Here is a 15,811-nt window from a genome sequence, read left to right on the forward strand (position 1 = left end):
ATTGAATATGAAAAAAATAGTATATACAATCATATACGCTTTATTACCTTTTCTGATTAGTGGTTGCGAAAATGAGCTCGACACAAAAAATCTTTATGAAAAAGATTTGGATAGTTTTTATAGTTCGCCCAAGGATATTGATGAAGCGATGAATGGTGTTTATAGTGCACTTTATGTGGATGGAATTTTTAGTGAAGAGTTTTGTTCTGCCGGCTTAATGGACGATTGTATGTTAGGCGGTGGTGGTCCTGATGATGTAGGTGCAAAAAATGTAGATCAATTTTTAGACCCGGCAGAGGATACTTATCGTTCTTTATGGATTGAAACATATAATGGTGTTTATAGAGCGAATGCTATTATTGAAGCTGTTCAGACTAAAGATTTTTCTTCCTATTTCGAGACAAAAGAACAAACAGAGGAATTCCTAAATAATACTTTAGGAGAAGCTTACTTTATGAGAGGATTTTTAATGTATAGAGCTGCTCGCTTTTTTGGAGGTATGCCTATAATTCCTGCTGCAAATGCTGATCGTAAAGTGCCGCGAGCATCTTTTACCGAAACATTTTCTTTTATTGCTGAAAATTTCCTTAAAGCTATCGAGCATTTGCCTCGCATCAAAGGGGCTGATCTTCAGTTGGATGAGTATGGGCACGCTAACCTTTGGGTAGCCAAAGCCTATCTAGCTCGAACCTATCTCTTCTATACAGGTTATATGACCAATCTTGAAGGTACTGCTACTGCAGAGATCCCTCTTACTGAAGGAAGTTTGACAAAAGCTCAAGTGGTAAAAGAACTTGAAGATGTAAGAGATAATAGTGGTTATGAACTAACTCCAAATTATAGAAACTTGTGGCCGTATGCTTACGTAAATGAAAATGCAAAGAATTTTGATGCAAATTATGATCCGGCAAAACCTCCATTGCCTTGGGCTGATAAACTTGGGCTGAAATGGGTTGGACAAGATGGACCAAAATCAACAATAGGAACAGGAAACAAAGAGGTAATGTTTGCTTTACGTTTTGGTTTGGCAAATTGGTCTATTGGTCAAAAATATAATAATCGCTATCCTTTATTCTTCGGTATTCGTGGAAATTCTATGGTACCATTCGGAGAAGGATGGGGATGGGGAACTGTACATACCGCCTTCTATGATTCATGGACAAAAGATGATTTGCGAAAAGAAGCTTCTGTTATTGATTTGACAAAGAAAAGTGCAGATGAAGGAACTTCTAATTGGCAGAGCAGTAAGGGTGATCAGGAAACAGGTCTTGTAAACAGAAAATATACGACACTTCAACATAATGGAAAAGATGGAGTCAAAGGACTGTTCTTCTATCTCTATAAAATGGTTAATGGTGATCCTATGCAGTTATGGGCGGCTCAGGACTTTTATTACCTTAGATTTTCAGACATTTATTTAATGCACTCTGAACTTACTGAAACAGCTGATGGTATAAACAAGGTGCGTGCTCGCGTGAGTTTACCTCCTGTTGCTTATTCTCTAGATGCTCTTAAAAATGAGCGTAAATATGAATTTGCATTCGAAGGACTTCGCTGGTTTGACCTTGTTCGTTGGGGAGATGTAAATAATGAAAATAAGAATTATTTCGGTATACAAATTGACGTAAATAATTCAGGAAGTACAGGAAAATATAAGGTGTCGTACCGTCCTGAAACTAAAGGTCTGGTTGCTTTACCTGAGTCTGAAATCCGTTTATCTAACGGGGTTTATACACAAAATCCAGGATGGTGATTTTTAATACAATTTAAAAAGAGATGAATATGAATATTTCAAAAATAATTAAATCAACTTCTATACTTTTTTTGTTGATTTTCATATATGCTTGCTCTCCAATTGAAGATAGAGATGAGTTAAAGAATAGTTTCTCTGCGGACAATATTGTTTTGGAGGCAACTCAATCTACTCCTGGAGGCAACAAAGTATCTATAAAAATGGCAACGAAAGGAGTTACCGGGTATTGGGATTATGTTCTTGAAAAGAAGGTGTTTACAGATCAGGTTGATGATATTGTATATCCATTTAGAGGTGAAGTGCCATTAACTTTTTATGTGACTACTCCTTATTTATCTGATGGCAGTAACGTTGGTCAAGTAGAGTATGTCAAGAAAACAATAAAGGTTAAAATAACGCAGCTTGATACAAAGCTTCATGATTATTTTTATGCTTTAGTGGGAAAAAATATGGAGGGGAAAAACTGGGTGTTTAACAGAGATGCAAGTGTATGGTATGCTATGACAGCCCCCGAGTCGTCAGGTTCTATGTGGTGGGATAAAGGTCGTTGCTGTCCTGCTTTTGGAGAGGATGCTTATATGGCATTCGATGTTGAGAATGCTGCATTGAATTTTAGAACATATTCTTCTAAAGATGATAAAAACCCTAAAAAAGGAGAATTCTCTTTCAGTAAAGACTTTAAAAAATTCTCTATCTCAGGAGATGCTAATTTATTAGGATCAAATGACCCGGATGCCGGATCTCACAGAGAATATCAAATTATTAAACTTACAGATAATGAATTGATCTTGTATGTGCCTGTAGTTTATAAAAATGTACCAGGTAAAGATGAGTTCGGTTGGATATGGGTCTTTAAACCACAAGAGAACAAATAAGTCTCAGACTTTTAAGATAAGAGTGGAATGAGAATAAGTTGATAGAAGCCTGTTTTCGGGTATAGCTTGAAAGCAGGCTTCTTATTCTTTATATATTCTAACTCTGAGATCTTCCTATTTTTTTAGAAAAAGCGAATAATGATGATAAGATATTATATTACACTACTAGCAATAATACCCATATTTCTTTTTGCTTGTGGAGATTCAGAGAAAGATCCCACACCGGTTACTGTCTTTGATATAACATTTGAGCCGGCTCAATTGACTTTTACAAGTGATGTTGGAGAGAAGGAAATAATAATAAAATCGAATCGGTACTATACAATTTCATCTAACCAATCGTGGTGTACAATAACACCTACGGTAGGCTATGCCGATGAAACTACAACGATAAAAGTAAATGTAACGACCAATAACACAACATCAGAACGTACAGCTACCTTAACCTTTAGTAGAGGTGCTGACAAAAAAGAATACATCATCAAGCAAGAGGCAGGAAAAGAGGTCAACTATGTTCCTTCGGGATACACCCTTGTTTGGCAAGATGAATTTAATGACCCAAGAACAAATGAAGGAAAAGCAGTATTACCCAATTCAACCGAATGGTTTTATGAAACGGCTGCTCCGGGTTGGGTAAACAATGAGTTGCAAACTTATATTGCAGGTCATAGAGGAACAGATACATGTGCCATGATATACGATGGCTCACTGAAAATAATTGCTAAAAAGATTGGAAAAGAGATATTATCTGCTCGTGTGAATACAAATAAAAGCTGGCAGTACGGCTATTTTGAAGCACGGCTGAAGCTTCCCGGAGGAAAAGGCACTTGGCCCGCTTTCTGGATGATGCCAAAAAATTTCACGGCTTGGCCCGATGATGGCGAAATTGATATTATGGAATATGTAGGTTATCAAAAAGATGTGACACACTCTGCGATTCATACTAAATCTTATAACCATAGTATAAATACCCAAAAAGAGGCAGAAAAAGCGGTTCCAGATCTTGAGACTGAGTTTCATGTATATGCCCTTGAATGGACGGCAGATAAAATAACGACATATATAGATGGTAAAGTTGTTTTTACTTTTGAAAATGATAAAAAAGGAAACAAAGATACCTGGCCGTTTAATGCTCCGTTTTACCTCAAGCTAAACCTTGCATGGGGAGGCAACTGGGGAGGAGCTCAGGGTGTTGACGAATCAGCTTTGCCGGCTACTTATGAGATTGATTATGTAAGAGTATATCAAAAAGAATAAAATATATGATAATTAAAAAATTAGGATTGTTAGGTATATCCGTATTGTTTGGTTTGTATTCAACATGTTTGGCTCAAGACGATGTAGAGAAGCGTATTGAAAACCTTATTTCAAAAATGACCCTTGAAGAAAAAATAGGGCAAATGAATCAGGTTAGCTTCTTCGCTGTAGACGATAAGGCTATCGCTCAATATAGCGAAGATGATATGAATACCTTCCTCGAAAGGATGGGCATTGCCGGTGGTCAGGGGCAGAAAAAGCCTTCGCAAATGACCAAGGCTGAAAAGGTTGCTCTCATCCGGCAAGCTGCGGCACAGATGTTAGATAACAGCATCATTCAGCCAGTTAAGGCGGGAGGAATAGGTTCCTTGCTGAATGTTATCGATCCGGAAATGGTTAACAAGCTTCAGAAAGAAGCGATGGAAAACAGCCGGCTGGGTATTCCTCTGATTATAGGACGTGATGTAATTCACGGATTTAAAACAATATTTCCTATTCCATTAGGTCAGGCAGCTTCTTTCAGTCCGCAAATAGTGGAAGAGGGGGCACGTGTTGCTGCCGTAGAAGCTCGTTCTACAGGAGTGACATGGACATTTGCTCCGATGCTTGATATATCTCGTGATGCACGTTGGGGGCGTATAGCCGAAAGTTTGGGAGAAGACCCATATCTGGCAGGTGTGCTTGGTGCTGCTATGGTAAAGGGGTTTCAGGGAAATGGAAATCTCAATGATCCTAATTCTGTAGCTGCATGTGTAAAACATTTTGTGGGATATGGCGCAGCCGAAGGTGGACGTGACTATAACAGTACAAATATACCTCTGATTTTGTTGCATAATGTATATCTGTCTCCATTCCAACAGGCAATTAAGGCAGGCGCTGCAACACTTATGACTTCATTCAACGATAATGATGGTATTCCTGCTTCTGGGAATAATTATATACTGAAAAAGATTTTGCGTGACGAATGGAAGTTTGATGGGTTTGTCGTTTCCGATTGGGCCTCCATGACGGAGATGATCGCTCACGGATTTGCTAAGGATGGCAAGCAGGTAGCTGAAATATCAGCCAATGCGGGTTTGGATATGGAAATGGTTAGTGGTTCGTATGTTCAGTATCTGCCCCAATTGGTAAAAGAAGGAAAAGTTTCAATAGAAACTATTGACAACGCGGTTCGTAATATACTCCGTATCAAATTCCGGATGGGGCTGTTCGAAAATCCTTATGTAGATACCAAAAAGGAATCTGTCTTATATGCTGATGCACATCTAAAAGCGGCAAGACAGGCTGCTATAGAGTCTGCTATTTTGTTGAAGAATGATAATAATACATTACCATTGTCACGAGGCAAAAAGGTGGCTATTATAGGGCCGATGGCAGATGCGCCACACGATCAAATGGGGACATGGGTTTTTGATGGTGATAAGAATTACACGGTAACTCCTCTTGCTGCACTGAAAGGCGAATATAAAGATGTTAATTATGTATACGAGCAAGGATTAGCATATTCCCGTGATAAGAGTACTGCTAATTTTGAGAAGGCAAAACAAGCTGCAGCCTCGGCAGATGTGGCTGTAGTTTTCTTGGGAGAAGAAGCTATCCTTTCGGGTGAAGCACACTCTTTGTCCAATATTAATCTGATAGGATTACAATCAGATTTGCTGAAGGCGGTAAAAAGTGCAGGTAAACCTGTAGTATTAGTTATTATGGCAGGTCGTCCGCTGACAATAGAGCGGGATCTTCCATATGCCGATGCCGTGTTATTTAACTTCCATCCCGGAACCATGGGAGGCCCTGCTATTCTCGATCTATTATTCGGAAAAGCCAATCCAAGTGGAAAGCTTCCAGCTACGTTTGTACGTGAGGTGGGACAGATACCGATGTATTACAACCATAATAATACGGGGCGTCCGGCTCCTGAGAAGGTGATGACACTTGATGATATTGCACTCGAAGCAGGGCAGACCTCTCTTGGTAATACATCCTTTTACTTAGATTCGGGTAAAGATCCGCTATTTCCTTTCGGATATGGACTTTCTTATACGACATTCGAATATTCAAATATAACGCTCTCCGCTTCAACTGTTCCTATGAATGGTACACTGACAGTAAAAGCAACTCTTAAAAATACAGGAAGTGTAGATGGAACAGAAGTTGCCCAACTGTATGTACAGGATATTGTAGGCTCGGTTGTGCGCCCTGTGAAAGAATTGAAAGGCTTTCAACGAGTAGCTCTGAAAGCAGGAGAAGCAAAGACAATTGAATTTAAACTTACAACAGATGATTTAGCATTCTACGGTCGAGATTTAGTGAAGAAGGCTGAAAAAGGTGATTTTAATGTTTGGGTAGGCGGTCATAGCAACGCTACCCTAAAGGGTACTTTCTCTGTGACAGAATAAAGTACAACAAGAGGCTGTCTTATATAAGAATAGTTACTGATTTTAAGACAGCCTCTTCTTATGTCAAAACGCAATTATAATATAAAAACTATGAGAAAATTATTTTACTTATTGCCCTTGCTTATAATCTTTCTATCCTGTCAATCGAAGATGGAAGAGAAACAATCTTCCGATCGTTTCATCCGTGTAGAGGGACCTAATTTGATAAAGCCCGATGGTAAAAAATTTCTTATTCAAGGGATCAATTTGGGTAACTGGCTCAATCCCGAAGGATATATGTTTTTCTTTCAGGATGCAAGCTCGTATCGCCTGATCAATGAGGCTTTTTGTGAAATGGTAGGGCCTGATTTTACAAATTGGTTTTGGAATGAATTTAAAAAGAATTATATAACCGAAGAAGATATAAAATATATCAAACAAACCGGTATGAATTCCGTGAGGATACCATTTCATTATAAGCTCTTTACGAATGAGGATTATATGGGACAGGCTTCCGATCATAACGGCTTTGGAATGATAGATCAGGTTGTAGAGTGGTGTCGCCAAGAAGGTTTGTATGTTATACTGGATATGCATGATGCTCCGGGGGGGCAAACAGGAGATAATATTGATGATAGCTACGGATATCCTTGGCTGATGGAAAGTGAGCCGAGCAAAGAATTGTTTTGTAATATATGGAAAAAAGTAGCAGAGCATTATGCGAATGACACGATTATACTGGGTTATGATCTACTGAATGAGCCCATAGCACATTATTTTCTAGAAGAATATGCTCATCTGAATGATTCGTTAGAGCCGCTATACAAAAGATGTGTAGATACTATCCGCATGGTAGATAAGAATCATATTGTGTTACTTGGCGGAGCACAGTGGAATGGAAACTTCAAGGTGTTTAAAGACTCTAAATTTGATGATAAACTGATGTATACCTGCCATCGCTATTGGTGCGACACATTGCAGTCTAATATTCAGGATTTTGTACAGTTTAGAGATAGCGTAAATTTACCGATATATATGGGTGAAACGGGCGAAAATACAGATCAATGGATTGCCGGATGGACACGCCTGATGGAGCGTAACAATATAGGATGGCATTACTGGCCATATAAGAAAATGGTTCCTAATAGCTGTATGGTAACGATACCTAAACCCGAAAATTGGGATTTGATAGTTGAGTATACTAAGCAAGACAGGGGAAATTTTGCAAAAATACGAGCAGCAAGACCCAACCAAGAGGTAGTGAAAAAAGCGATGACTGATTTGCTGGAAAATATGAAATTTAAACATTGCACCAAGAACGCAGGATACATTTCCGCATTGGGTATGAAGCCCTGATGTTGAAGCTGAAAATATAATCTCCTCGCTTAGTGATTAAGCATTTATTGTAAATAGAGATTGGGAAAGGGATTACGTTATAGTAGTGTTAGTAATCCCTTTCATTTTTATTTCTCGTCTTTTTGTTCTTTTTTATACTCCATCGACATGGCAATGGTACTATACAAAGTAAGTATAGCGGCAATAAGTATGGTGACTACCCATCCTGTAATATTTACAAACATCAGATAGGCAGATACACACATCAGCAGTGCTGCAAACACCATTATATTGAAGAGTCGCTTTCCGCGAATGCTCTTTCCCGGATAAGGCGTTGTGAAGGTAATAGCTGTATACCCCACAGCTCCGGCTATCAGTATATATTTGGCTATTTCGGGCTGAAAATAATAAATAATTGCAGCTAAGAGAATTAGGATAGCTGATACTTGAAACAGGATGTTTTTAAGCTTAGGATTTTGCTTCATTACAAAGTTAGATATGTTATTCTACCACAAAGACATCTTCATCGTCTTTTTTAAGCAGGTAGTTTTCGCGTGCAAATTTTTCGATCTGGTCTTTATCTGATTCCAGCAACTTCAATTTTTCCTTATCTTGTTCCGTTTTTTCACGGTAATAATCTATCTGGCTATTCAACTCCATTATTTTTGCATCGTATCCAAAGCGAGCAAATATATTACTATCGCTGATGAAGAATGCAAAAAATATGATTACCAGCATAATAAGTAATTGTACTTTTGTATATCTGGTAATAAGATAGTTGAATATAGATTTGAAAATCTTCATAAAAACTAAAAACAATTAAGATAATCCGGATGTACTATACTCCGTCTACAAAGATATATATTTGTAGTTATAAATAAATGAAATAAGGTTAAAAGATATTCTTTATGGATATCGGCTTATCAATATAGCAGGATGGCAAAAGAAGATAATATAGTCAGAAAATACAAGAATTATCTATTGTTGGAGAAATCATTATCGCCCAACTCCATTGATGCATATATGACTGATTTGGCTAAACTATCGGGGTTTCTGCAAAATGAGAATCTGAAAGTAGAAGATGTTACGCTCGATAATCTGCAACAGTTTGTAGCCCAATTGTATGATATAGGGGTAAATGCACGTTCTGTAGCAAGGATAATCTCAGGAATAAAGTCCTTTTATGATTTCTTAGTATTGGATGGCTATATTCAAAACGACCCGACCGAATTACTCGATAGCCCGAAGATTGGATTGAAGTTGCCAACCGTACTTGCTCTGGACGAAATAGAAAAATTAATGTCGGTGATCGATCTGTCAACAAAAGAAGGACAACGCAATCGTGCAATCTTAGAAACTCTTTATAGTTGTGGTTTGCGTATATCAGAACTTACTACACTCAAATTCTCCGATCTGTTTTTTGATGAAGGTTTTATCAAAGTGCAAGGTAAGGGAAGTAAGCAGCGTCTTGTCCCTATATCGCATACGGCAATCAACGAAATAGAGAAATATTTGATATACCGCAAGGAAATAAATGTAAAGAAAGGTTCGGAGGATGCCCTCTTTCTGAGCAACAGAGGTACTGCGATATCCCGTATTATGGTATTTCATTTTATTAAAGAATACGCTATACAGGCAGGTATAAAGAAAACGATCAGTCCGCATACATTCCGCCATTCGTTTGCGACACACTTGCTTGAAGGTGGTGCAAATATCAGAGCCATTCAATTGATGCTCGGACACGAAAAGATCACCACTACCGAGATTTACACGCATATGGACAGAGAGTATCTGCGTCAGGAGATCATAGAGCATCACCCACGTAATAGACGATAGTGACTTATATAAAATAGGCTGTCCTAAACGTAATTTCTACTTTTAGGACAGCCTATTCTATTTTTTCTGTTTTTTAATCGTGCTGTGTAATTCCTTTCCAATTATCGGTTCTGAAAGGTGCGGCAGGCAATCCTTCTTGATTAAACAGATTCACATCCGGATTATTTGCCCAAGAATAACGTACAGCCACAGGGTTAGCTATCTTCTCTGAGTAAACCACTACTTTATCTCCGTCGATATAAGCCTTTGCCCATTCAAATTTTTGGTCTGCTCCTGCAATGGCAAAACCGTCAACGTATCCGTACTTATTCTTTACGCATAGCCCTTTGCCTGTGTTGTTGTACGAAATGACTGCTTTATTACCTTCAATATTCATTTCCTTAAATGTAGGACCTGAATATACGATATCCTTCTTGTCATAATCTTTATTGAGTGCGATAAGAGCAAGGCGAAGACCAACATCCTGTTTGTTGCGAGGGTGAATATCATCTGCATCGCCTATATCTGTAATCACAGCTTCACCTGTTTGAGGAAGAGAGAGTGTCATTGTTTGGGCTTCACGCAATTCTGCCCATTCGCTATTCACCGGCTTGTCGTCCTTTGCCGTATAACTAGCCAGCTGTACCCAGTAGAATGGGAATTCGTAGCCCCATTTTGTACGCCAGTTGTTTATCATTGTAGGAAATAGGGTACGGTAATTGTAAGCCTGCGATGCATTATTTTCTCCCTGATACCAAATAGCTCCTTTGATCGCCAATCGGGTTATAGGGCTTATCATGCCGTTGTATAGCAGCGAATAATACATATTCGGAGAAATATCGATAAACTGATACATTTTGTTGGTTACGGCTTCTTTGTATTGCCATTCTCCGGCCAAAGGGTATTGCTTCCCTTGCACTTGCAGATACATTTGTTCTGCTTTTCCATATATACCCCCGCCGCCGCCGTTATCGGTGATTTTTACAACAATGGTATTGTTTCCACTTTTTAGTACATTTTCCGGTATCTTGTAGCTCCTCTTCACTGCATAACCTTCTGTTTCTCCAATTTTTATACCGTTTATCCATACAATGTCATTATCGTCTATTACGCTTAAATCTATTGTTGCAGCTTTTCCTTCACTTTCTTTTGGCAGTGAAATGTTATATTTGAACCATATAATACCATCAACATTGCCAATTACATTTTCCCACATCTGTGGCAATTGCATCTTGTTCCACGCTGAGGTGTTGAATGAAGGTTCGTACCATTTTTCACTGATGCCCGGATCGTTATTCAGTGCATTCAGATATTTGGCTTTGTTTTCTTCATTGGTTTTGGCAAACTCATCAAAGTTGTCAACCTTAAAATCTTTGTATCTTTCTCTGAATTTCTCGGGAAGGCTGTTAAATGCATCGCTGCTTGTCCATGTTTCTATATCTGTCCCTCCCCACGAGGAGTTGATAATGCCTACAGGGATATTTAATTCTTTATTCAATTTGCGAGCAAAAAAGTATGCAACGGCAGAGAACTCCGATACGGTTTGTGGAGAACATACCTGCCATGTTCCGCTTAAATTGTCTTTGGGTTTCATGCTGATATCTTTCACTACGTTGAATGCACGGATCTGAGGATAATTGGCATCCTTTATTTCCTGCTCATAGTTATATACTGATCCCCATCCGTGCACAGCCATTTCCATGTTCGATTGTCCCGAACATAGCCATACTTCACCGATAAGGATATCATTCAATGTAATACTATTCTTTTTTCCTTTTACTTCCATTGTGTAAGGACCGCCATGCGATACAGGATTGAGTGTTGCAATCCAAGCGCCTGTTTTGTCGGCTTTTACTTTCTTTATTTGATTCAGAAAATGTACTTCAATAGCTTCATTCTTGTCTGCCCAACCCCATATTTTGATAGGTTTGTCACGCTGAAGAACCATGTTGTTGGAGAAGATGTTAGCTAGTTTTACTTCTGCGTGAAGTGCTGAAGCAAAGCACAAAAGGCAGAAAAAGAGTAAGAGTAATGTTCTTTTTGTCATGGTATTAAATATTTTTTGTAAAAATAAACATTAAAAATTTATTTTTAAAGCAAATGAGAAACAAGTATTTTTCTCTTGCCTTATTAAGGCTCACAGGGATTCATTATCAGTGAAACAAAAAAAGTTTATCTTTGTTATAATATTCGGATCCCAACTAAAAAACAACATAAAATTCATATGAATTACTTTAATTATAAAAGACGTCTGTCATCCGAAACCAGAATAGGGAATACTCCACTGGGCGGAAATAACCCTATCAGGGTGCAGTCGATGACAAACACCAATACGAACGATACAGAAGCAAGTGCCGAACAGGTAATAAGAATAGTAGAAGCCGGAGCCGATTATGTGCGCCTGACCGCACAGGGGGTTCGTGAAGCCGATAATCTGAAAAATATAAAAGAAGTGGTGCGTGGGCGAGGATATAATACTCCGCTCATTGCCGATATACACTTCAACCCCCGTGCAGCCGAAGCAGCAGCTAAGGTTGTAGAAAAAGTGCGGATCAATCCGGGAAACTTTGTAGATAGGGTAAAAACGTTCGAAACCTTTGAATATACCGACGAAGAATATGCTCAGGAAATAGATAAAATACGAGCTAAACTAGTTCCTTTACTGGATATCTGTAAAGAACATAAGACGGCTATCCGTATCGGGGTAAATCATGGTTCTCTCTCCGATCGTATTATGAGCCGCTATGGTGATACACCTGAAGGAATGGTAGAATCCTGCATGGAATTTTTACATATCTGCCTCGAAGAAGGATTTAAGGATATTGCCATTTCGATGAAGACATCAAACACGGTGGTTATGTCGAAGGCTGTACGTCTGCTGATTGCTCGTATGGAAAAAGAAGGTCTTAATTTTCCTCTGCATTTGGGTGTAACCGAAGCCGGAGACGGTGAAGACGGGCGCATCAAGTCAGCGGTTGGTATAGGCTCGCTTCTGTCGGATGGAATCGGAGACACGATTCGTGTATCGTTGAGTGAAGATCCAGAATATGAAGTGCCGGTTGCCCGTAAGCTGATAGCATATATTAAGCAAAAAGAAAATCATCCTGAAATAGTAGCCACAGCAAGTGATAAGTTCTCTCCTTTTTCTACTGACAGACGTGAGACGTATGTAGTAGGAAATATAGGAGGTGATAGTGTTCCTGTTGTCATTTCAGATCGTTCGCAAGGTAATTTTGAGCTAAATAGTCACTTCTTGCCCGACTATTTATATGTAGGCAAGGAACTTCCTGCTGCTGCACCTCGGGCAATTCCTTCTATTATAGACGTTGAGGGCTGGAAAGGTGAGAGAAATACTTATCCGTTGTTTGATAAATCGAATTGGAATAAAATCAAAGAAACAGATTCGGCTATAAAATTCCTCCGCTTGTCTTATCCTGAGTTGGATAAAGATATTTTAGCTTTGTTGAAGAATGATAAGTCTATCGTTATTATTGTTTCTACCGATCATATTAACGGAGTAGGCGAACAGCGGGCTTTTATTCATACATTGATGAATAACGATTGTGATACGCCTGTTGTCCTTAATCGCCACTATACAGAAAATGAGTCGGAAGATATTCAGATAAAAGCCGCAGCAGACTTCGGGACATTGTATCTCGATGGATTTGGGAACGGTATTATGTTGCAGAACGAAGGTACAATTCCTCTAAAGAATATTGATGCTTATATGTTTGGTATTTTGCAGGCATCACGAGTGCGTACAAGCAAAACTGAATATATTTCGTGTCCGAGCTGCGGACGTACCTTATTTGATCTACAGACAACTGTTGCATTGGTAAAGGGGGCAACTTCGCACCTGAAACATCTTAAAATTGGCGTAATGGGATGTATTGTCAATGGTCCCGGAGAAATGGCTGATGCTGACTATGGCTATGTAGGCGCAGAAAAAGGAAAAATTTCTCTTTACAAAAAGAAGAACCTTATAGAGAAAAATATTTCTTCAGCGGAAGCTGTAGAACGTCTTGTTCAGCTTATAAAAGAGAATGGTGATTGGGTAGAGCCCGAAAACTAAAAAAATATTGAATATATGGAATGTGATGCCTATTGTTTTGTCTGGTTGAACAGAATAATATATTAATAAAAATCACATTCCATATACCTAAATTCTTTCCCTATATTCAGTTGGGGTAACTGCTTTGATTTTCTTAAAGACCCGGTTATAATAGGGGATATCTTTGAATCCCGAAGCGAAACATATTTCGGCAATTGCCATATTTGTTTTTGTTAGCATTTGGCACGAAGACTCGATGCGGTATTCTGTCAGGTATGAAAAAAATGTTTTCCCTGTCATTTTTTTAAAGAAAATACAAAAAGAAGATTTATCAAGCTGCACCAATTGAGCCATTTCTTCCAATGTTATGGTATTCTGATAATTATTCATTACATAAAGTAATATTTTTTGCATCCTTTTTGTTTTCTTGTCTTCAACTATGGGTCTGCCTACTGCACTCGTATTTTCTACAGATGAGATTATTGATAATAGTTTGATGAAAGAAGACAGTCGGTCTATTGTTGTCTCTTTTGCCATTTGTATTAAAATGCTCTGCAATCGAACTAATGTTTCCCCCTTGAAAGAAAGGGCTTCAGTATTTTTTTGAATTTTTTTTATATAGGTCTCCAGTTCAGGAAAAGCAGAAGAACATTTCTCCAATAACTGTTCGGAGAAAGTGACGGTTATGTTTTCTATTTCTCCGTTTTTATTAGCATCTAATTCGTCGAATGACCAGCAATGAGGGATATTCGGTGGTATCAGTATGATTTCATTTCTTGAAAATGGCTCTATGGTATCCCCTATAATGCGTGTTCCACTTCCGACTATAACATAAGAGAGTTCCCATGTTTTTTGTTGGTGAAGTGTTATTTGTTCATTCCATTTGATTTTTACATGGTCAAAATGAAATGAATATTCACGTTGTGCAGGTATATGAGCATATTTTACTTTTTCGAGCATTTTTAATGTATTCGGTTTACAAAAGGCAAATATAAGACAAGTATAATAAAATATAAAACAATTGAGTATGTCGTTTTTGGTATATTTTTGTTGCCTATAATAGAATTTTAATTTGTAAAGGTGAATGAAAGAAGCAATAGATATTAAAAGCTCCAAGCCCCATTATGAAATACTTGATGGCTTAAGAGGCGTTGCTGCGTTGTTAGTGGTTTTGTTTCATGTTTTTGAGATTCATTCACATGGCGACCATAGTAAACAGATTATCAATCATGGTTATTTAGCGGTCGATTTCTTTTTCCTGCTCTCGGGTTTTGTGCTTGGGTATGCATATGACGATCGCTGGGGGAAAATGACATTGAAAGATTTCTTTAAGCGTCGTATTATTCGTTTGCAGCCTATGATTATTATAGGGTCTATTATTGGAGCATTATTGTTTTATTTTCAGGATTCACCGACATTAGGATGGGGTGGAATAAACGAAGTTCCGGTTTGGAAGATGTTGTTAGTGATGCTGATTGGTTTCACCCTAATACCAGTAGGAAAAGGTTTGGATATAAGAGGTTGGAATGAAATGCATCCGCTCAATGGACCGGCATGGTCTCTCTTCTTCGAATATATCGCTAATATTGTTTATGCGCTTGTTTTGCGTCGGGTATCAAAAATTGTACTCGCTATTTTAGTGGTGGTTGCTGCCGGATTTACCATTCACTACGCCTTAACCAATCCCAATGGAGATATTATAGGAGGATGGTCTATCGATGATTCTACTCAATTGAAAATCGGGTTTATTCGTTTGGCATTCCCTTTCTTAGCAGGGCTTCTGTTGGCCAGAATGGGTAAACTTCGTTATACGAAAAATGCTTTTCTATCTGCGGCTCTATTGTTGGTTGTTTTGCTTTCCGTTCCACGTTTGGGCGATGCGGATAGTCTTTGGCTAAACGGGCTATACGAATGTTTCTGTCTTATCATAATGTTTCCTTTTATAATTTGGCTAGGAGCAGGAGGCAAAGTACAAGGATATAAGGCTTCTAAAGTATGCAAATTCCTCGGTGATATCTCATATCCGATTTATATTACTCATTTCCCTATTGCATATGTATACATGGCATGGGTAACAAATAATAATCTAACTTTAGAACAGTCATGGCATTATGGTTTACTTGTTGTAATAGCTGCTGTTGCTACAGCGTATCTTGCTATGAGGTTTTATGATCTGCCTATTCGGGAGTGGTTGCGCAAGAAGTTTTTATAATAATTTCAAAATAAGTATCATGCTTCGTAAAGCAATTAAACAATAGCCAATAGGCATGTTTAATTGCTTTATCTTTATCTAAGACTTGCAGTTCGAACAAATTATGCTCTGAAAGCATCGTTATTAATTCGTTTAAAT

Annotated in this window: 12 protein-coding genes; 8 read left to right on the forward strand and 4 right to left on the reverse strand. The window is 38.3% G+C overall.

Annotation, left to right across the window (positions count from 1 at the left end; all coding sequences use genetic code 11):
* Positions 1-7: 7 nt before the first annotated feature.
* From PKC55_RS09390 to PKC55_RS09410, 5 genes are all read left to right on the forward strand, one after another.
* On the forward strand, positions 8-1,753 hold the full coding sequence (locus PKC55_RS09390; RefSeq protein WP_291124068.1) for a RagB/SusD family nutrient uptake outer membrane protein: 1,746 nt from the start codon (positions 8-10) through the stop codon (positions 1,751-1,753).
* Between the two features lie 29 nt (positions 1,754-1,782).
* Positions 1,783-2,628: a hypothetical protein gene (locus PKC55_RS09395; RefSeq protein ID WP_283685666.1), complete on the forward strand. Its 846-nt coding sequence runs from the start codon at positions 1,783-1,785 to the stop codon at positions 2,626-2,628.
* 138 nt (positions 2,629-2,766) lie between these two features.
* Entirely contained in the window at positions 2,767-3,885 is a 1,119-nt protein-coding gene (locus PKC55_RS09400) for a family 16 glycosylhydrolase (RefSeq protein WP_291124071.1), read from the forward strand.
* A gap of 5 nt (positions 3,886-3,890) precedes the next feature.
* The gene (gene bglX / locus PKC55_RS09405) at positions 3,891-6,281 is read left to right on the forward strand and encodes a beta-glucosidase BglX (RefSeq protein WP_324372808.1); all 2,391 of its coding nucleotides are present in this window, start codon (positions 3,891-3,893) and stop codon (positions 6,279-6,281) included.
* A gap of 90 nt (positions 6,282-6,371) precedes the next feature.
* On the forward strand, positions 6,372-7,616 hold the full coding sequence (locus PKC55_RS09410; protein ID WP_228093947.1) for a glycoside hydrolase family 5 protein: 1,245 nt from the start codon (positions 6,372-6,374) through the stop codon (positions 7,614-7,616).
* Positions 7,617-7,723: 107 nt separating this feature from the next.
* Here PKC55_RS09410 and PKC55_RS09415 read toward each other — a convergent pair whose 3' ends face one another.
* Positions 7,724-8,080: a hypothetical protein gene (locus tag PKC55_RS09415; protein ID WP_291030727.1), complete on the reverse strand. Its 357-nt coding sequence runs from the start codon at positions 8,078-8,080 to the stop codon at positions 7,724-7,726.
* A 16-nt stretch (positions 8,081-8,096) separates the two neighbouring features.
* Positions 8,097-8,399, reverse strand: a complete 303-nt coding sequence (locus PKC55_RS09420; protein ID WP_135106667.1) for an FtsB family cell division protein — start codon at positions 8,397-8,399, stop codon at positions 8,097-8,099.
* 132 nt (positions 8,400-8,531) lie between these two features.
* Here PKC55_RS09420 and xerD point away from each other — a divergent pair, with 132 nt between their 5' ends.
* On the forward strand, positions 8,532-9,431 hold the full coding sequence (xerD, locus tag PKC55_RS09425) for a site-specific tyrosine recombinase XerD (protein ID WP_291124117.1): 900 nt from the start codon (positions 8,532-8,534) through the stop codon (positions 9,429-9,431).
* A 73-nt stretch (positions 9,432-9,504) separates the two neighbouring features.
* Here the strand turns inward: xerD and PKC55_RS09430 are convergent, their stop codons facing one another.
* Complete coding sequence (locus tag PKC55_RS09430) at positions 9,505-11,457, reverse strand: sialate O-acetylesterase (protein WP_291124115.1); 1,953 nt, start codon at positions 11,455-11,457, stop codon at positions 9,505-9,507.
* 177 nt (positions 11,458-11,634) lie between these two features.
* On the opposite strand from PKC55_RS09430, the gene PKC55_RS09435 reads away from it, so the two are divergent.
* On the forward strand, positions 11,635-13,482 hold the full coding sequence (locus PKC55_RS09435) for a 4-hydroxy-3-methylbut-2-en-1-yl diphosphate synthase (protein ID WP_324372813.1): 1,848 nt from the start codon (positions 11,635-11,637) through the stop codon (positions 13,480-13,482).
* Positions 13,483-13,569: 87 nt separating this feature from the next.
* On the opposite strand, the gene PKC55_RS09440 is transcribed toward PKC55_RS09435, so the two are convergent.
* Positions 13,570-14,421 carry an AraC family transcriptional regulator gene (locus PKC55_RS09440; RefSeq protein ID WP_291124109.1) on the reverse strand — a complete coding sequence of 284 codons (852 nt, stop codon included), beginning with the start codon at positions 14,419-14,421 and terminating at the stop codon, positions 13,570-13,572.
* 124 nt (positions 14,422-14,545) lie between these two features.
* On the opposite strand from PKC55_RS09440, the gene PKC55_RS09445 reads away from it, so the two are divergent.
* Positions 14,546-15,673, forward strand: coding sequence for an acyltransferase family protein (locus PKC55_RS09445; protein WP_291124107.1), 1,128 nt, complete (start codon positions 14,546-14,548; stop codon positions 15,671-15,673).
* The last annotated feature ends 138 nt before the right edge of the window (positions 15,674-15,811 follow it).

The organism is Dysgonomonas sp., from assembly GCF_035323175.1.
In the GTDB taxonomy this organism is placed as follows: Bacteria; Bacteroidota; Bacteroidia; order Bacteroidales; family Dysgonomonadaceae; genus Dysgonomonas.